This window comes from Leuconostoc sp. S50 (assembly GCF_016624925.1).
Taxonomy (GTDB): domain Bacteria; phylum Bacillota; class Bacilli; order Lactobacillales; family Lactobacillaceae; genus Leuconostoc; species Leuconostoc pseudomesenteroides.
In genome coordinates this window covers 186,300-205,644 of the sequence record NZ_JACVUE010000001.1, presented here as the reverse complement: position 1 = coordinate 205,644, position 19,345 = coordinate 186,300, and the positions used below count along the sequence as shown (strand labels likewise).

General features: G+C 39.3%; 20 protein-coding genes and 1 tRNA gene. 1 reads left to right on the top strand and 20 read right to left on the bottom strand.

The features are described from left to right. Window positions 1-14: 14 nt before the first annotated feature. Window positions 15-1,883 (bottom strand): acyltransferase family protein, encoded by a 1,869-nt coding sequence (locus IAE53_RS00910; RefSeq protein WP_200135790.1) that lies wholly within the window; start codon window positions 1,881-1,883, stop codon window positions 15-17. 200 nt (window positions 1,884-2,083) lie between these two features. Beyond that, window positions 2,084-3,100 carry a catabolite control protein A gene (gene ccpA / locus IAE53_RS00905; protein ID WP_148423125.1) on the bottom strand — a complete coding sequence of 339 codons (1,017 nt, stop codon included), beginning with the start codon at window positions 3,098-3,100 and terminating at the stop codon, window positions 2,084-2,086. Window positions 3,101-3,302: 202 nt separating this feature from the next. Between ccpA and IAE53_RS00900 the strand changes: the two genes are divergently transcribed. Next, the gene (locus IAE53_RS00900) at window positions 3,303-4,400 is read left to right on the top strand and encodes a Xaa-Pro peptidase family protein (RefSeq protein ID WP_148423126.1); all 1,098 of its coding nucleotides are present in this window, start codon (window positions 3,303-3,305) and stop codon (window positions 4,398-4,400) included. Between the two features lie 35 nt (window positions 4,401-4,435). Here IAE53_RS00900 and IAE53_RS00895 read toward each other — a convergent pair whose 3' ends face one another. The 18 genes from IAE53_RS00895 to mutM all read right to left on the bottom strand — a co-directional run bounded on the left by IAE53_RS00895 (window position 4,436) and on the right by mutM (window position 19,216). Further along, entirely contained in the window at window positions 4,436-5,173 is a 738-nt protein-coding gene (locus tag IAE53_RS00895; protein WP_148423127.1) for a CPBP family intramembrane glutamic endopeptidase, read from the bottom strand. Then, window positions 5,166-5,369 (bottom strand): hypothetical protein, encoded by a 204-nt coding sequence (locus IAE53_RS00890; protein WP_148423128.1) that lies wholly within the window; start codon window positions 5,367-5,369, stop codon window positions 5,166-5,168. The genes IAE53_RS00895 and IAE53_RS00890 overlap by 8 nt, the downstream gene beginning before the upstream one ends. Further along, entirely contained in the window at window positions 5,370-6,203 is an 834-nt protein-coding gene (locus tag IAE53_RS00885) for a Cof-type HAD-IIB family hydrolase (protein WP_148423129.1), read from the bottom strand. It lies immediately after the preceding gene. A gap of 46 nt (window positions 6,204-6,249) precedes the next feature. Continuing rightward, entirely contained in the window at window positions 6,250-6,702 is a 453-nt protein-coding gene (locus IAE53_RS00880; protein WP_148423130.1) for a SprT family protein, read from the bottom strand. Then, the gene (locus tag IAE53_RS00875) at window positions 6,699-8,207 is read right to left on the bottom strand and encodes an ABC transporter permease/substrate-binding protein (protein WP_148423131.1); all 1,509 of its coding nucleotides are present in this window, start codon (window positions 8,205-8,207) and stop codon (window positions 6,699-6,701) included. The genes IAE53_RS00880 and IAE53_RS00875 overlap by 4 nt, the downstream gene beginning before the upstream one ends. Before the next feature lie 239 nt (window positions 8,208-8,446). After that, window positions 8,447-8,929, bottom strand: a complete 483-nt coding sequence (locus IAE53_RS00870) for a GAF domain-containing protein (RefSeq protein ID WP_148423132.1) — start codon at window positions 8,927-8,929, stop codon at window positions 8,447-8,449. A 341-nt stretch (window positions 8,930-9,270) separates the two neighbouring features. Further along, window positions 9,271-9,519: an acyl carrier protein gene (gene acpP, locus IAE53_RS00865; RefSeq protein WP_010285909.1), complete on the bottom strand. Its 249-nt coding sequence runs from the start codon at window positions 9,517-9,519 to the stop codon at window positions 9,271-9,273. Window positions 9,520-9,569: 50 nt separating this feature from the next. After that, window positions 9,570-10,616, bottom strand: coding sequence for a phosphate acyltransferase PlsX (gene plsX / locus IAE53_RS00860; protein ID WP_148423133.1), 1,047 nt, complete (start codon window positions 10,614-10,616; stop codon window positions 9,570-9,572). Window positions 10,617-10,700: 84 nt separating this feature from the next. Then, the gene (gene recG, locus IAE53_RS00855) at window positions 10,701-12,731 is read right to left on the bottom strand and encodes an ATP-dependent DNA helicase RecG (RefSeq protein ID WP_148423134.1); all 2,031 of its coding nucleotides are present in this window, start codon (window positions 12,729-12,731) and stop codon (window positions 10,701-10,703) included. A 49-nt stretch (window positions 12,732-12,780) separates the two neighbouring features. Next, window positions 12,781-12,851: transfer RNA gene (locus IAE53_RS00850), tRNA-Cys, on the bottom strand. A 71-nt stretch (window positions 12,852-12,922) separates the two neighbouring features. Next, window positions 12,923-13,309: a DUF2185 domain-containing protein gene (locus IAE53_RS00845; RefSeq protein ID WP_148423135.1), complete on the bottom strand. Its 387-nt coding sequence runs from the start codon at window positions 13,307-13,309 to the stop codon at window positions 12,923-12,925. A 71-nt stretch (window positions 13,310-13,380) separates the two neighbouring features. After that, window positions 13,381-13,683 carry a hypothetical protein gene (locus tag IAE53_RS00840; RefSeq protein ID WP_004915431.1) on the bottom strand — a complete coding sequence of 101 codons (303 nt, stop codon included), beginning with the start codon at window positions 13,681-13,683 and terminating at the stop codon, window positions 13,381-13,383. Beyond that, entirely contained in the window at window positions 13,680-14,447 is a 768-nt protein-coding gene (locus IAE53_RS00835) for a YibE/F family protein (RefSeq protein WP_010285893.1), read from the bottom strand. Before IAE53_RS00835 ends, IAE53_RS00840 begins: the two co-directional genes overlap by 4 nt. Then, window positions 14,444-15,529: a YibE/F family protein gene (locus tag IAE53_RS00830; RefSeq protein WP_200135789.1), complete on the bottom strand. Its 1,086-nt coding sequence runs from the start codon at window positions 15,527-15,529 to the stop codon at window positions 14,444-14,446. The genes IAE53_RS00835 and IAE53_RS00830 overlap by 4 nt, the downstream gene beginning before the upstream one ends. Then, entirely contained in the window at window positions 15,526-16,446 is a 921-nt protein-coding gene (gene dnaI / locus IAE53_RS00825; RefSeq protein ID WP_148423137.1) for a primosomal protein DnaI, read from the bottom strand. Before dnaI ends, IAE53_RS00830 begins: the two co-directional genes overlap by 4 nt. A 1-nt stretch (window position 16,447) precedes the next feature. Then, window positions 16,448-17,755: a DnaD domain protein gene (locus tag IAE53_RS00820; protein ID WP_148423138.1), complete on the bottom strand. Its 1,308-nt coding sequence runs from the start codon at window positions 17,753-17,755 to the stop codon at window positions 16,448-16,450. Beyond that, window positions 17,739-18,359, bottom strand: a complete 621-nt coding sequence (coaE, locus tag IAE53_RS00815; protein ID WP_148423139.1) for a dephospho-CoA kinase — start codon at window positions 18,357-18,359, stop codon at window positions 17,739-17,741. The genes IAE53_RS00820 and coaE overlap by 17 nt, the downstream gene beginning before the upstream one ends. Window positions 18,360-18,382: 23 nt before the next feature. Then, on the bottom strand, window positions 18,383-19,216 hold the full coding sequence (gene mutM, locus IAE53_RS00810; protein ID WP_148423140.1) for a bifunctional DNA-formamidopyrimidine glycosylase/DNA-(apurinic or apyrimidinic site) lyase: 834 nt from the start codon (window positions 19,214-19,216) through the stop codon (window positions 18,383-18,385). Window positions 19,217-19,345: the final 129 nt, after the last annotated feature.

Genomic DNA, 19,345 nt, shown 5'->3' with positions numbered 1-19,345 from the left:
CATCGAGGGATGTTTTATTTAATGTGATTCACTTCAGCTGTCTTTTCTACCAACAAACGAACGTAGTTACGATCCCCAGTTGGTCCTTGGTGAACGCCATCATCTGCGAACCAATCAATATGCTGTTTTGCCAGACTAAACCAATCAATCACGTGCAAATTCTTATAGTCTTTCTGTGCAGTAGCAAGCATATCATTATTACTATTTTGCCATGGTTTACTTTGAACAAAATTGTTCATCCAATACACCTGTCGTTTAGCACCAAAAATGCGCATCATGCGATCTAAATCAGGTCTTTTAACTTCACCGTTCGTCCCCAATCCCATTAAAATATTAGGGGCAAGTTTGCCACTGTGAGCCATGCCGTCAATAATATCTGGCGTTTGATAAGCTTGACGCCCAACTTCTGCGTCAACATGCATGTTTGGATCAACCTCTTGCAAATAGGGTGCAGCATCTAACATGACTGAATCACCTATCGCTGTAAATTGCATATTTTTAAAAGCTAAATAGGCGTTTGCTTGTAATCCATAATCAGTGACAATCTTTTGATCTGCTTCAGACAACTTAGCATTTTTTGTTGCACTTTGAGCAGAGGAGGATGAAGCCGCCTTTTCAGCAATTTTATTACGTTTTGCAACTTCTGCCTGATTTTTGGTTAATTGTTTTTGCAATCGTGTTTTAGGCTGAGGTAAAGCAGCCTTTTTATCTGCTAGTCCATGACCGACAAACAATAGCAAAAGTAGTGCTGGTGTTATAAAAAGGAAAAAACGGTTACGCGAATGCATTAGCCAGTGCCAAAACTGATGTAACTTACCATCACGACGTATGACATTTTCAATATACCGATAGCTTAACTCGCTTAATACCAAAACTAATATAACTTCTATTACTAAATTAACAAACGTTGGCTTGTAATTTGAAACAAATTTTTCGTAAAAAACAAAAACGGGCAATTGATAAAGATAGATACTATAAGAGCGTGTACCAAGATAATTCAATACCTTATTATCAAGCAAACGACTGTACCATGAAGCCGGATGGGCCGTGATAGCAACTAATATCGCAACATCAACCGTAAATAAATACATTAAACCATAATAAGTTGAAGTAAATTGCCCATTCACCCATATCATTCCAGCAATTAAAATAACTAAAGCAGCTGTCCCAATACTGTTTAAATAAAGCCGCGATTTATCTTCAATTTTTGCTGACAACTTATTGGATGGCCAAACAAAAGCCAAGGCGGTGCCTAACAATATTGCAAAAACACGCGTATCTGTACCATAATAAACCCGATTGATGTTAGCTGGTGAGTATAAAATTGCCATTAATAACGCGCTAACAAATGAAACGCCTAATAACCCGAGCGCAACGTTCAACCGCTTATATCCCTTTTTGAGAATAAACCAAACCACAAAAGGCCAAACAAGATAGAATTGGCCCTCAATCGACAAGGACCATAAATGAGTGAATGGTGATTCACCACCAAATTGTTGAAAATAGGATTGTCCGTGTCCAATCGCCCAAAAATTATAGACATAGGTCAAATTAGTTAAAATAACCTGTCGTAAATTATAAATTAGTCGCTGATCAAAAGCTAAAATAACGGTTGTCGTCATCAAAAGCATCATAACTAGCGCTGGATAAAGCCGTTTTAATCGGCGTATATAAAATTTGACTGCTGCAATCGTAGCGGTTTTATCATATTCTTGAATCAAAATATCTGTAATCAAATAGCCAGAAATAACAAAAAAAAGCGGTACACCTAGCCACCCACCAACAATTTTAGTTGGCAATAAATGAAATAAAATGACACCGCACACAGCCAGTGCGCGTAACCCATCAAATCCAGTAATATAACGTCTCTTTTGATTATTCATGAGATCATAACCGTCAATTCCCACCCAGTAAAGATTTTGTCAATATTTTACATTTGAATGTAAAATAAAAAGCAAACCATCTATTATAGTTTACTTTCATTAATATATTATGTCAATTGTTTCGATTATGTTTCTTTAAAATTAAAGTCAAACCCAAAAAATTGAGAAAAAAATCAAAATCAGCCCCGCATAATCCAATTTTAAGGTTGTGGATTAATTGTTGTACCGCGCTTTTCAAATGTATGTGGCAATTGGACTTGCATATCATCAACCACTTCGTTATTCATTAACTTTGTTAACATTCTCATTGCTACCGCACCAATATCATACTTAGGTTGACCAATTGAGGACAGCTCTGGTCTTGTCACAATTGCAAACTTTGTGTCGTTAGAAGTGATAATTTCAAAATCTTCGGGAACTGATTTGCCGTGATCGCGCATATAATTCATAATGCCAAGTGCGACTTCATCATCATATACAACAGCTGCCGTGGCTTGAGCAGCAAAAATTTTTTCAGCTACTTGAAGCCCAGCCGAGTAGTCTTGATGTGTCGCAAAAAGTAAACTATCGTCAAATGCAATATTTGCCGCTTCTAGACCAGCTTGGTAACCAACTAGACGGTGATGCTTGTTAATAGCATGAACCATTGGTCCAGTTACGAGTGCCACACGGTCATGTTTGTTGCGAACGAGAAGTTCGGTCGCTTCTTTAACGGCAGCAACATAGTCGATATTAACGCTTGGTAAAATTCCCTCTTCGTCTAATGATCCCGCCAAGACAACTGGCGCATCAACTGCCGCGATTGTGTTAAGTACCTCGCGATCCAATTCATTTCCCATGAAAATAATGCCGTCAACTTGTTTGCTGGCAAGGTTGTTAACAGCCATCGTCTCACGTACTGGATCTTCATCAGTATTCGTCAACAAAACATCATAGTGATACATATTAGCCACATCATCAATACCGCGAGCTAATTCAGAATAATACATATCTGTCACATCAGGCATGACAACGCCAATAGTTGTTGTCTTCTTTGAAGCCAGTCCTCTAGCGACGGCATTAGGATGATACCCTAACTCTTCAATGGCATCCAACACCTTGCGTTTCGTTGATTCCCGCACATTACTATTGCCGTTAACCACTCGTGAAACTGTTGCCAAAGACACCCCAACACGACTAGCAACATCATATATTGTAGCTGTCTGTTTTTTTTGCATAATATAGTCCTCTTTCAATTCATTTGACACAATTCATGTTTTAAGTCATCTCATTTCATTATAGCAAAATAAACACAATTTGCAAACGCTTACAATGACTAATTTACACGTTTTCACAATTGTTTCAATTTGTTACAAGAAAAACAACAAGAAATGAAAGTGATACAATAAAGACATAGTAAACTACGAGGTAGATAATTTTATGAACTCAGAAAAAATCAATCAATTAACAAATTGGTTAAACGATCAAAACCTAAGTGGTGCAATCATCACAAACTATCATAGTGTTGCCTATTTGAGTGGCTTTGAATCTGATCCAATTGAACGTGTACTCGCTTTAGTACTATTTGCTGATCACGAGCCCTTTTTATTTGGTCCTGCACTTGAAGTCAATAGTATGAAAGAAAGTGGCTGGCAGTATGCAGCTTTTGGTTATGAAGACCAAGAAAATCCTTGGTCGAAGTTGGCTACGCACATTCAAGCTGCGACTCATGGTACTTTTTTTGCTATCGAAGCAGATAATTTGACCGTGGCACGCTTGAATTTATTACAGGCAGCATTTCCAGCAGCCCAATTCATCACCGATGTCACTGACCAAATTAACAAGTTGCGTCTCATCAAAACGCCAGCTGAGATTGAACACATGAAAGCTGCCGGACGCGATGCCGACCGTGCCTTTGAAATTGGCTTCCAAGCATTAAAAGAAGGTGTCTCAGAACTCGCTGTCGCTGCTGAGCTAGAATATCAGCTCAAAAAATCTGGCGTGGTTGGCATGAGTTTTGAAACACTCGTTCAATTTGGTGATCATGCCGCTGATCCCCACGGTTCAACTTCCAGTCGCACATTAAATCCTGGTGAAATGGCACTATTTGATTTAGGCACAATGACAGAAGGCTACGCTTCAGATGCAACCAGAACAGTGGCATTTGGGCCAGTTAGTGATGAAGCCAAACGAATTCATGCTGTCACTTTAGAAGCTCAACTAGCAGCGCAATCTCAAGCAAAAATTGGCATGACAGCTAGTGAGTTAGATGCTGTGGCGCGTGACATTATTACCAAAGCTGGATATGGCGAATATTTCAATCACCGCCTTGGTCACGGCTTAGGATCTTCAGTACACGAATTCCCTTCAATTATGGCAGGCAATGACATGACCCTTGAAGAAGGTATGGTATTTTCAATTGAACCAGGTATTTATGTCCCTGGCGTTGCTGGTGTGCGAATCGAAGACAGTGGTTACATGAGTCGCGATGGCTTCGTTCCTTACACACATACTTCTAAAGAATTACTACAATTCTAAATTAAAAAAATGCGTTCAGTATATGAACGCATTTTTTAGTGTTGTATTTTGTTGATTGCCAATAGTAACACGGGTATCATAGTCACGGCATTGTTAAGCATGTGAATCGCAATGTTATTCTGAATCGCACCCGTTTTTTTATAGACATAAGCTAACACCATACCCATGCTAGCATACATTAAATAACTCAAACCATCTGATAACGTAGTGGGAATCAGACCCATATGTGGAAAAGCGAATATCACACCCGATAAAATAATATTACCCCACCACCAGTTACGTCGTAAAAAGTAATTGAGAACTAGCCCTCTAAATACCAGCTCTTCGACAACTGGCGCTAAGATTACAGCATAGATAATCATGGTAATCATTGTGACATTTAGATTTGAAGTCAATTGGTTGATGGCTTCCTCATTTGCTGTGGTGGCCTCACCTGTTAAATTGACTCTTAAATTTGCAATGGTTAATTCAATAGCCAACATGAGCAACCACATGCCAACCAGCCACCAGAAGCTTTTCCTTTTTGGTGATGAATTAGGTTGAAAAACTGGCGCTTTTGCCGTTACTTTTAGTAAGCGATAGGCATATATACCTACTGCTATATAAACCACCACCATAACCGATGCCCACAAAATCTGTTCCCACAAAACAGAACTCGCACTTGCTAGTCCCAAAAATCCAGGCGCTAACATCAGCAAAAATATTACTAAACCAAAATTAATTATGCGAAGCCAAAGAGATTTGGGATTCGCAGTTTCCGTCATTTCAAGCATCATCGTCCTCAAATTGCGTTTTTTTCCTTTGCCAATATAGCCAAATATAGCCGATATTAACCAGTATAACCAGTATGACAACTAGCAAAATGGTTAACCAAAGTGTCAGATAATGATGATAGTATAACAGAAAAACACTAATAAAGGCCACAATCGCAATCAATGGCAAAACAATACGCGCTGCCAAATTAAACATTTAGCCCTCCAAATGCGTGTTGATAAACTCGGCAACAGCGCCTTCATTATTGGTTTTATCCAAAATTAAATTAGCAATGGCTTTAATTTCCGGCTTTGCATTGGCAACAGCTGCACCGACACCAGCGGCTTTAATCTGAGAAGCGTCGTTCAAACTATCACCCAACGCGGCAACTTCATTATGCGTAATTCCTAATAAATCAGCTAACTCCAGCCCTGTCGAACCTTTATCACTGCCCTTTGGATTAAATTCTACATAGCGATCCGAACTATATGTTGTCAGCACTTGATCCGCTAGTTCTTGGTTGACGGCTTTATCAATCGCACGCAAAACTTCGTGGTCATTATGCTCAAAAATGACTTTCATGATTGGCTTTTCATGAGATAAAAAGTTTAAATCATCATTTAGCATTTCAACATACGGTACAGAGCGTTCGGACATATACGCTTTATCAGCTGATGAAATATTATGAATAAATAACGTATCGAGCGTATAAATATGGGTATCAATGTCGTTTTGAATCTGACCTAGTTTGAAAATTTCTTTAGCTAGGTTGAGTGACATGCCATGCTGTGCAACAATTTTCTCAGAACCATCACCGTGTACTTCAACAATAGCACCACCATTGTAGGACACAACATATTGCTTTTCTTGTCTGTTTAGTCCCAAAGTGGCTAACGTACCAAACACTGACTTGTATGATCTTCCTGTATTAGGAACAAAATAACCACCTTGTTGCACGAATTTTTGAACTGCTGTAATGTTATCGGGATGAATCGTGCCATCATCATTAAGTAACGTCTCATCGAGATCTGAAAGAATTAGCTTAATCATACTTTTCTCCAATTAATTGTCTTACATTTACTATAAATGAATACGCTTACTTATTCAATACTTCACCCAACAACATCAAACGCGCACCGCATTGACCGCAACGATAACGGCCGACTTGAAAACGTCTATGTCTAAAAATATCATGCCCATTTTCGCATTGATAATGCCAGAGATGCTGGTTGGTTTGACGTTGACCAATGTCTGGGGCATAACGCGCACCTCCCACCTGTGACAATAATACCTTGAAATCAGTATCTTTGTGCCGATAACCTTTGTGTGCAAGATGTAAATGATAGTGCACTAGTTCATGCTTGATGATTTGCTCAAACATTGGTAAATTAGCCATTTTAGGGTTGAATTCTAATTGGTGTGTCGCCAACAAATAACGACCACCAGTTGTTTTCAATCGACTATTAAAACTAGCGTGGTGACGAAAAGGCTGATGAAACGCGGTCTTCGATATATGTTCAACCAATTGTTGTAATTCAAAGTTAGTCATTTTAGGATATTGTGCGTTTTCAAATATTTTTTAGCAACTGTCGCGGCTGATTGGTGCTTAACATTAACGGCATAATTCATATTTTGCATGTCTTCGTTACTAATTTTGCCCGCCAAACGATTCAGCGTTTGAGTAATTTTTGGATTTTTTTGGGCAAAATCTTGACGCATCAAAGCAGCACCTTGATAAATTGGGAAAAAATGCTGATTATCTGTCAACACTTTCAATCGATATTGAACGAGTTGCGAATCAGTTGAATAAGCATCAACCACATTCACTTGTCCTTGCTTGATTGCTTGATATCGTAAGTCAGGGTCTAAACTGACCGTAGGTATGTTTAGTCGGTATTGCTTTTCGACACCCGGCATACCATCGGCACGGTCTAAAAATTCAGCGGTCATGCCGGCTTTTGCATTAGGCAATTGCGTTAAATCACCGATTGTTTTCAAATGATACTTCGAAGCAGCCTTTTGGGTTACAGCAATCGCGTAAGTATCATTAAACTTCATGGGTTTTGTTAAAGTTAATTGCTGTTTTTGGGCAACTTTTAAAGCGGCATGATAGGTTGTCTGTGCATTGGCCCCAACTGGCAACGTTACAACAGGCTCAGACAAAGTTGCTGTGATAGTACCAGTAAATTCAGGATAAATATCAATTTTTTTACTCTTGAGTGCATTAAAAAGAAAACTTGTTTTGCCGAAATTCGGTTTCAAAATAATCTTGCTATTTGGTTCGACTGACCTAATCAAATCAGCGTACATATTAATCAAAATTTCTGGTTCAGAACCTAGTTTGCCAGCAATAGTAATCGTTTGCGTTGTTGATTTTTGAGGCAACATGGGAACCACACTCCCACCAATAAATAAAATAGCAAGCAAACCAATAAGCCACTTTTTTACTTTTAGTTTTGTAATCCAGTTAATTAAAGCGCCTGCTAAAATAGCCATAATTGCCGAAGCCAGCGCACCGATTAGAATTAAATTTGTGTTATTACGGTCAATACCCAGCAGGATGAAATCACCAAGCCCGCCCGCACCAATTAATGCAGCTAATGTTGCTGTCCCAATAATTAGCACTGTGGCCGTTCTTATCCCAGCTATAATACTTGGCAACGCTAGTGGTATTTGAACTTTTCGCATGACTTTTTTTCGCGGTAACCCTAGTGCATAGGCAGCATCAACAACGCCTTTATCAACACCAGTTAACCCCAAATAAGTATTTTGAAAAATAGGCAATAATGCATAAATAATTAGAGCAATCAATGCAGCCGGCCAACCAATACCAACGAGTGGTATCAGCAACCCCAGAACTGCCAGTGATGGTAGTGTTTGCAAAATACCAGTCACTTGTAGTAACCATTCAGCGTATCGCCGATGTCTTTCAGACCAGATTGCTAGTGGGATTGCAATAGCGCCAGCAATCACTACCGCTGCGACTGTTAATTGCGTGTGTTGCCATAGCGCAGCCCAAAATTGTGCCTGTCTTGTTAATAATGTCTCCCACATTTTTTCCCCTTCAGATTACAAAAAAATTCAAATCAAACGTTATTCTTGGGAAAACATGATTATTGTGTTTTGCTTTTTTATATATTAGGTTGCTATATTCCCAATTTTACTGACGATTTATTATTTGCCTTTTTCATGCGTCACTTCTCTATTTAGCTTATCACAATCTTCATATTCTAACACACTATCAATATCATGACGAAAAAAATAAAAGTCCTAGCTTGAGCTAGAACCATCATTTAAATACGATCAATATATCCAAGCAATGTTTGAATATAATCTTCAAGATCTGTTTGGTCCTGCTTTGTAAAACGATTAAGTGTTGGTGAGTCAATATCTAAAACGCCTAACTTTGTACCGTCTGCTTTTGTAATTGGTACGACAATTTCCGCATTAGAAATTGGGTCACAAACAATATGTCCAGAAAATGCTTTGACATCAGGCACAACAACAGTAGATTGCGCCGTAAAAGATTGACCAACAACGCCAGAATCAGGTGAAATAACTGTCACAGCTGGCTTGCCCAAAAAAGGACCTAGTACCAATTGCTTCAACTGTTGGTCATAGAGATAAAAACCAACCCAATTAATATCATCGACATTTTCATTAAGAATAGCAGCTGCATTGGCATAATTAGCCAAAGTAAGTTTTTCGCTTTTCTCCCCCTGAATCCAAGTGTCCAAGATTTGTGCAATTAGCGACTTTGTTTGAATTTCTGACATCTGATTGACCTCCAATAGTCATTACTGACTTAATTAAATAAAAAAACCTGCACAAATATTGAACTATTTGTACAGGGACGACATGTCGTGGTACCACCCATTTTTGTGGGTATTCCCACCTTAATTCACAACAAAAATTGTTGCTAACATACGATAACGGTGCATCCGGTCTAATCAGCTTGCACCGATTGACGTGTATGATGAGTTCATCTTCGCACTATTAATTTGACGACTTTCACCAGACGTCGCTCGCTTTGCAAATTAATCGCACTACTCTTCTCAACACTTTTTGATATGAGTTGTCCATAATTCTACACTGATTATAAATAAGTGTCAACAAATTAATGTTGATGGGCCACGATGTAATCAACAGTTTGTTGTAATGTCACCAAATTTTCCGCATCTTCATCAGAAATTTCAACATTGAACATGTCTTCAACTTCCAATACTAACTCAACAAAATCAATTGAATCAGCGTCAATATCCGTCAAAAAATTAAGATTAGGTGTAATCGTATCGCGTTTCACATTGAAACGCTCTGCAATTTCATCCGCCAACATATTATAAATTGTTTCTTTTTCTATTGCCATTAGAGTCTATTCTCCAGAATTTATATGTTAAAAACTAATTGTAACACAAATCATGCATTTTCTTCGTTTTGCAGTGCTTGCTTAGCTGCTTTTAAATCATCAGCATGCTCAGCAACAAATGTCTGAGTATCCCCAACCAAGTTATTCTCAATCATAATTTTAATTTGGCCCATTGTATTGGCAACAGCATTTGCTTTCGCGGAACCGTGTGTTTTGACAACTGGGGCATTAACACCCAAAATCACCGCGCCACCGGCTTCATTATAATCCAATTTCTTTTGAATTGTTTTAAAAGCTGGCTTTAACAAAGCGCCACCGATCTTTCCCGATAAACCTGAGGCCATGATCGCTGATTTAATTTGTTTCAACATTGTTAGCGCAGTGCCTTCAGTGGCCTTGAGAGCGGCATTACCGGAAAATCCATCAGCAACAACCACATCAGCCGTCCCAGCCAATAGCTCGCGAGCCTCAATGTTACCGACAAAATTAAAAGCATGTGAATTTTTCATCAATTGATGTGCCACTTTATGCACCTCATCGCCCTTATCCTCTTCAGCACCATTATTGAGCAACCGCACACGCGCATTGTCAATATTTAAAACGTGGGATGCGTAAAAACTACCTAAAATACCATATTGATATAAATGAACCGGCTTATTTTCAGCATTTGCACCCAAGTCCATGAATACAAATTGATCATGTGGTCCTTCAAAACTTGGCAAAGCAGTTGCCAAGGCGGGACGATCGACGCCTTTAATTCGGCCAACTAAAAAGATAGCACTAGACAATAAGGCACCCGTATTTCCCGCGCTAAACAAAGCATCTGCTTCACCCGCTTTTACAGCATTTGCTGCACGGACCATTGATGAGTCCTTCTTTCGGCGCATTGCTTTAACAGGTTCTTCTCCCATTTCAATCACTTCAGTTGTTGGCACTAAATTAATACGTGTCCAATCCTTGACTAAAGGTTTTACCTGCTCTGCTGTCCCGTATAATTGAAATTCAATTTCTTGGTAGCGATCACGTGCCAGTTCAACACCTTTAACAATTTCTAATGGGGCAAAATCGCCGCCCATTGCATCAATAGCAATTTTCATGTATCCATCTCTTTCCGTACATCATTTATTTCTATAAATATAGTTCATTTTAACATTGTTTTGCTTTAACCGCTGGTATTGGCTCTAATCAAAATGTCGATAGCGGGCCATTGTTCGTGACAAATAGGCCACTAACGCTTGATTTTCTGGACGATCATCCCATTTTTTTTGACTAACTAAGTCAATTGCCTCTTGTTGCGCAATCGTCATCATGGTCAAATCTTTAACGGGATCACCAACCATGAATTCTGGCACACCGGCTTGCTTAGTGCCTAAAATATCACCAGAGCCACGTAGTTCTAAATCTTTTTGTGCCAAAACAAAACCGTCAGTTGTTGACACCATAGCTTCGAGTCGTGCACGACCATAATCAGTTTTTGGATCGGCTACCAAAATAGCATAAGATTGACGAGAACCACGACCAACACGACCTCTTAATTGGTGCAATTGCGCCAAACCAAATCTGTCAGCGTCCATAATCAGCATAATACTAGCATTAGGTACATCAACACCGACTTCAATCACTGTGGTAGCAACTAAAATTTGAATGCGGTTGGCTTTAAAATCTGCCATTAAACCTTTTTTCTCATCGTTTGACAAACGGCCATGCAAAAGTCCAACCTGACTGTCTGAAAATTCAAGTTGCATCGCTTCATACATTGCTTGCGCATTTTGGACATCTAATGCTTCAGATTCCTCAATTAACGGTGTGACAACATATACTTGCGCACCGTCTTCTAGTTCACGGCGAACAAAACGTAGGGTTTGATCCAGTTGACTATGACTAATTTTGCGCGTTTGAATTATTTTTCGACCAGCGGGCAATTGATCAATAACTGATACATCCATCTCACCATACGCAGTGATAGCTAACGTACGTGGAATTGGTGTCGCCGTCATAGCTAAAATGTCAGGATTAACCCCATTTTCACGTAGTTTTGCGCGTTGATTAACACCAAAACGGTGTTGCTCATCAATGACCGCCAGACCCAAGTGATGAAACGCCACGTCAGGTTGAAGTAAGGCATGTGTGCCAACTAAAATATCAATATCACCATGAGCTAAATCTTCCAATAATTGCCGCCGTTGTGCGACTTTGAGGCCACTCGTTAATAATTCGACACGTACAGACAAACCAGCTTGATCAAACATATTAGCCAAATTAATTGCATGTTGTTGCGCTAAAATTTCGGTTGGCGCCATCATAGCGGCCTGCATGCCAGCAGTAATAACTGCATACATTGCCATGGCAGCCACAACTGTTTTACCAGAACCCACATCCCCTTGCAGCAATCGGTTCATGTGGCGTGGTCTTTTCTGATCTTGCAAAATTTCTTGTATCACTTTTTTTTGTGCAGCCGTTAACGTGAATGGCAAGCTATTTTCAAAAGTTACCAAGGCAGCTTGATCATAAGCAACACCCTCTCCAGCAAAATTCTGATCAGCTAGCTTCAGCAGCTGCAATCGCATTTGGAAAACAAAAAATTCTTCAAAGGCAGCGCTACGTCTTGCAGATTTAGCATGATCAGCATCACTTGGAAAGTGCATGTTTTCAATCTGTGTATTACGATCTAGGAGGCGATATTTATCACGCAGCCCTTTAGGCACTAATGAATCAACATGTCCGCGTACCTCAGACCAAGCTAGCTCAATCAAATAACGTATCGTTTTAGCACTAATCTGTTTCGTTGCAGGATAAATCGGCGACAAGGCGTCTATCGTAGCTTGAATCATTTTGATACCCGTCAAACCGGCTTTAGCAGCATCATACGTACCATAAACCGCCACCTCTTGACCGACTTCAACATTTTGCGCAACCCAAGGCTGGTTAAAAAAAGACACACGGACATTGTCATGGTCTATTAATAATCCGAAGCGCGTTTGCGAGCGTTTGCCAAAACGATTAACAATTGGTGGTGTGCTGACAATACCTTTAAAGGTCACTTTATCCCCATCTAGCGTCTCAGATGGCAATCGCTCACCAAGATCTTCGTAGCGAAATGGAAAATAATCGATCAAATCTTCAATTGTAAATATGTCAATGTCATGGAGCGCAGTCAGGCGTTTTGGTCCCACACCGGGCAAAACATCAACATTATCAGTTAAAGTTATCATTTGCTATTTATTATATCATAAGAAAAAACGCCTATTAAGGCGTTCCAGAAGGTAGTAACCGGAGTCGAACCGGCGATGACGGTTTTGCAGACCGTTGCCTTACCACTTGGCTATACTACCATTTCGCGCTATCAATAAAATAACACCGCTTTTAATTATATAGAAAAAGTTATCAAATTACAAACGTTTCGTTATTTTTCGATAACTTCACCGTTGACAATCTTGAATGTGCTATCAACACTACCGTCAGCTAGCCATACTGGCGTCTTGGTTTTGGGGTCCCGCCAGCCCTTTATGCCTAAACGATCATCCAAAACTAAGTCGGTGCCATAAGGCAAATCTAGAATATTTTGCAATGAGGGTTCAATTGCTAATGCCGTTTCAATAATCAAGGGCATAAAATTGTCAGGTTGATCATTCCAAGCTTCCGTATCGTTGTCGGCAAACAAAAACCAACCAGAATCCTGTGGCGTCGTAGGCGCTAATTCTCTGTATACCCAACGTAATCGGCCTGTGCCATCAAGCAAATGTTTGGAAGCCAACACTACGGCCTCCGGTTGATTAAATACTGAACGCATAACTGTTTATGTACGTAAGAACGTACTTTCCTCCTCAAAATAAAAATAAAATCTATGATCACAATGTCATACTAACCAACACGATTTTCTAATAAAATAGCTTGTAAATCTTGTTCTATTTCAGGTGTTTTAACCCATTCCTCCCAGCCATCATACTCTAACGGTAATAATTGATAATGGGCATTAATATAAGCAGTGACTTTTTCAACATTGGTTGATTTTGGAATATTCATTTTCAAAATGCGAACTTCTTTAATATAGCCATGTTCTGCTGCATATTCTGCCCGTCCATTTTGCGAAATATTTCCTAATTCAAAATAAACGGACCCATCATTTCGCGTGATTTGTTCAATTAAATCAAATGTTTCGTTCACTTTATACCTACCTTTTTATGTTTCACAAACTGTCTCACGACCAACCAGCTAGCCACCCAAATACTAAGTAAAATACCCAGCATGCCTAAAAGCATGGTCACAACTTCCATCATGAGGACTTTGGCATTCATAAACATTGCTAACGAATATTTTAACCGAATAAACCAAATTAGCAATGGTAAATTAGCCCCCAACACCCCGAAAAATAGTGTGTTGATAGCAGTACCTAGAATTTGCCCACCAATGATACGCGAATGCGCATACAAACTATTACTGGTCATATCTGGCGTTCTGTCGATTACCTCATTCAAATCAGCAATAATCGCCATTGCTGCTTCTGCTACAGCGCCTAGTAGTGAAATAACCATCACAACCATCGCCACATGACTAAATGACAAACCAACATTGAGCGATAGCCCTTCTAACTCTTCTGAATTTTCGGTTGAAAAGCCTTGAAACTGACCAAAATGTTGTGCCACAATAGCAATAATCATCAGAATAGCTACAACAATGAGACTTGTTTGAAAAGCTGTATTCGCAACGGCTTGGTTATCCGATCCCAAATAAATCGCAATCGCTAAAATGACAATGCTGATAACAGCAGTCACAATATAGGGATTAAACTGCCAGTTAATCAAAATCATTAAAATAAAAATAACAATAAAATTAATTAACAATCCAAAAAACACTTTGAGTCCTTGATTACCACCGACAAAAATCATTAACATAAACAGTATTAAAATCAATAATCCAATTGCGTTCATGGTTTCACCACCTGTTGATGTTTAACAATTAAAGCAACGAGCGCACTCGTTACCGGAACTGCAATCACAATACCAATACCAGAAACAACCGTTTGCAAAATACCTAGATTCATAATTTGGTCCAAAATATATGGCCAATTATTGCCATTTCGCAACATTAGAAAAACCATTGGCATGGTTTCAGCAATAAAAATCATGAATAACACGTTGACTAACGTCCCCATAATATCACGCCCAACATTCATGCCAGCGTGCCAATAATCTTTGAAATGATGAGCAGTTTTTTCACGTCGCATGCCAAACAAAGCCGCCACAATATCAGCTGATTCATCCATAACAGCACCCAAAACACCAATGATAGTTTGTGCAATAAACAAAGTCGTTGGCACTTGCGTCACATAAGCCATGGTTTCAAAATGGACGCCTTCATTGGCCGTCACTTTCAATGACACTAACATTAATATCATCGCTAATAGCGTTGCTAATAATGTCGACGCCAAAGTTACCGCCATTTGCAATGTTCTACCAAGTACCAGTGCTAAACTTGAAAAAGCCACTAGCACAGCTAAAATAACAAAAATTAATAATACATTAGCATTTTTAACGTTAATATCAATTATTAAAGCAACAATAAATAAAATAATATTGATAATCAAACTTAATAACAACCAGCCGGTGGCACGCCATTTAACAAACAACAATAATAATGAAACTAACAGAACAAGTAACACACCGATTGTTGCATCACGTTTTAGCGATAAAATTCTGAGTTGCCCAGTACCATCAAGCAATAACTGATCGCCGACATGATAACGATGCGTAATTGTTTGTGAATCAGTATATTGATTAGACAACGTCACTGTTCTATTGCGATTCAATAACTTGATTGTTAACCGCTGCGAATATATTTTGTCAGTATTCCCATGTTCGTCAGTCGTTTTTTGCGTCAATCGGGCTGTTTCATGAACGACCTGACCAACAGGTTGTTGATAAATAACAGCATCATGACGCAACAGCACCCACGTTAAAACTAATGCACCAAGCACCAACCAATATTTTTTTGTCTTTTGAAAGAAAATCAAATGTCTAACCGCCGATTTTTACCCGTCATCTGAACAGGCTTTGCTAAATATTTTATACGCTGCATGAGTCGTGCTGCTTTGACAGGCTCAACACCATCTTTTGTCTGGGCTAAATAGCTTTCCAAGCCAGTCATATCAAAATTTGAAGTAAAGAATGTGGTCAATTCGTTTTGCATACGATACTCTAAGATAATGCCAAGAATGGCATCACGGCTCCATGAGGTCAACGTGTCAGCCCCAATGTCATCCAAGATTAAATTAGAAACCGTTTTTGCCTTAGTTAGTAATTCGTCGAGTGATTCATCTTTGTGGTCAAAAGTGCCTTTTAAGTCACTGATAAAAGACGGAAAATGTAGTAACATCACCTCTATATTATTGGCAGCAAGCGCATTAGCTAACGCCCCCATCAAGTAAGTTTTCCCAATACCAAAATCACCAGATAAATACAGTCCTTGAATAAAATCTGTTTTTCCACTAATCTTTTGTGACAAGATGTCCACAACTTCAGCCAGCGCTGTCATGCGCCCATTATCTTGAATGAGTGTCTGTAAGTCAGCGTCTTGAATAGCCTTTGGCATCTTGTATGCAGTTAACTTGCGACGCTGCATCAATTGTTGCCGCGTGTTTTCATCAGCAACATAATGCACTAACGGATAGCCTTTTTCAATTGTGAGTTGTGGATAATAGCCAGGATAAAGCGTTTTTTCCCCAGCCGCGATCTTATTTTTTTGCTGAATAAACTCATACAAGTCACCCATCTTGAGTTGAAAAGCATCTGATTTCAAATCATTTTGATGAGCATTCCAAAAAGTGCGAATGTCATCATCTTGACCGATAGACGCGATTATTTCAGCTAAGTTCGCCTTGTTAGCGTATTGTTTTTGAAATTGTTGCAGGACTTCTGATAAATTTTGCATATTAGTTTTTCGTCTTTATATTCTTTAATTTAGCCAAAGCTGCGGCTACATCTTGTTCCGACTTCTGTGGTGTTGTAGTCTCAGAACCACTCGCTAATTTAGGTTCAATACGTTTATTTTGACGTTTTGTCGCACGTGGATTATTAGTTTTAACAGCAGGCTGATACTTTTCAATTGCATCAAGTGCATTCTCCGCTGAATCAACTTTTAATTGCAGCCATGAATTAGCAATTGTTTCGGCAGTGTCAACATTCACCGTGTCACGATTGCGTTTGACCAACTCATACCAAACAAGCATGTTCACAACTTCAGCTTTTAAACGAATATCTCTGATCATCTTGTTGATAAAATAATATTCATTTCTCGTTACAAAGCCGCCGCCCTTTTTAAACTTAATGTCCTCAATGAAGGCGTTGGGAGCCAATGTCTGCGCATCTCGTATCAGTTGTAACATTTCTTGAGAGCGTTTTGTAGTAGCAGCAACTGGATGAACCATTTTATCATTGAACAATTCTGGTTTTTTGGTCACGCGACGTGAGTGAAGTATTTCTTGTAGTCGTTTTTCATCTAAATCATGCGTATCCAGCGTCATGGCTTGCGTCACGTAACCAGCCAACGTTGTTTCATTCAAACCATAGATAACGTGAGTCGCTGCAATAAAATCGCGATGTTTCGCCAATTGCGATGTTGTCGTACCGCGTACTAATTGAGAAAAGGCATCAAAATCAAAAGTGTCTTTTGCTTCCGGCAATGTTGGTGTTTCTGCAGCTGGCATGCTGGGTAAAACAGTGTTTGCTGCTGGCTTAAATACTTGTAAGAAATGTGCCGAAATATTATCCCCTTTGATAACAGGTTGTCCGTGGTGCCCATATCGTTCTTGTAAAGTGACAAAGCGCGCTTCACCAACAAATTTAAAAAGCAATCCTGCTAACAATTGTTCCTGAAAGAATGCTGTCGCATCAAGTGGTGGAAACATTTGATAGGTGTATATTTCACCTAAGCTATCTTCAGTAAAATAAGTTTTGATGAGACCGACGGCCTCTAAACGGCGCCTCACTTTGACAAAATCAGGCAAGCTCATGTTAAGACTATCGAGTACAAAATTATGATCTTCACGGTGATGCAATTGCGTATTGTAAGGTACTTCATTTACCAATAAGTGATATAAAGCATAACCCGTGGCACCTATGAACGGCGTGTAAAGATTGAAAGTACGATCTAAATCAGCCGAAGTAACCGGTACTTGTGATTGGACGAAGACACCCGCTTTTGCATGAAATTCAATTTTTCCATCAATTGGTGTTGTCATTGGCAGCAATTTCCTTTAAATTTTCTATCAAAGCGGCCACTTGTTGTGTCAGTGATTTTTGATCTTGGTTATTGTCGATAACATAATCAGCTTGAGCTACTTTATCTTTGAGTGGCAGCTGCGACCGGATGCGATTACGCGCTTGTAAATCAGATAGCTGGTTGCGTAGTTTCAATCGTTCGAGCTGAGTTGCCTCATCAGTTGCAACCACAATAATTTTATCTATTTTACCATCTTTTTCGTAATGTCTTTCAAATAACAATGGTACATCCAAAATTAAAATTGGCACTTGTTGCATACGCCAAAAGTTAATTTTGTCCGCCATTGCACGACTGATGGCTGGTTGCATAATGTCATTTAAACGTGCTAGTTCTTGACGATTTGAGAAAACGATATCACCCAATCGTCGACGATTTAGGACACCATTATCAATGACGCTTGGTCCAAAAGCCAATTTGATTTTCTCAAGTGTCGTTGTGCCAGGTTCAACAACTTCACGAGCGACCACATCTGCATCAACAATTGGTAACCCTGCATCCCGCAGCATACCACTAACCGTTGATTTACCTGTTGCAATCCCGCCTGTCAATCCTACTAAAAGCATGCTATTACCTCTTAACTACCTTATCAATCTAATTTAACCTGACAAAATGGGCAAAATGTTGTGCCGCGTTGGCCAACTTTTATTTTTACCATCGATGTTCCGCAACGCAGACATGGTTCACCTACTCGCCCGTATGCCTCTAACTCGTTTTGAAATTTACCAACTTCGCCAAACACATTGCTAAAACTATGAACTGTCGTCCCGTGGTGTTTAATTGCCCGTGCTATTTCCGAAATGATATTGGAACGCAATACCGCCAATTGTGACTTAGACAATTGATTGGTTGGGGTTTCTGGGTGGATTTTGCTCTGCCACAATACCTCGTCTGCATAAATATTACCAATACCGGCTATCTGATTTTGATCTAATAAAAAAGTTTTGATTGGTTTTTTTGACTTTGAAAAGGCGTTAATCATATATGGCAATGTCAAATCAGCTTCAGTAGGTTCTGGTCCTAATTTTGCCAATGATGGTGAAACAAGACTTTCATGCCCGGTAGTAGCTAGTACCATACGTCCAAAACGGCGCGTGTCATTGTAAAACAAAGCACGATCATCTGCTAGTTCAAATATAATTTCTGTGTGTTTGTAAGGTGTAGTACCAATCGGTTCAACAGAATATTGCCCCTCCATTCTTAAATGGGAGACAATTGTGTGTTGATTAGACAAACGCAACAACAAATATTTACCGCGTCGATCAATTTTCGTAAACGTAGATTGCATGACACCCGTCACGAACGCCTGTGAATCACCGGTAATTACCTTTGGATAGGGCACATTCACAGCAGTTACTGTCGCACCAATAATTAATTTTTCTAGTCCGCGACGGACCGTTTCAACTTCGGGAAGTTCTGGCATTGCCACTCCTATATACTGTCAATTCTATATACTTATTTTTTAGAGCTAATTTTGATTTATCAAACTTAGCTAAACCTATTTTAACACACTGGTACCTACCCCTTCAGGCAAAAAATTTTGATGTCAAAA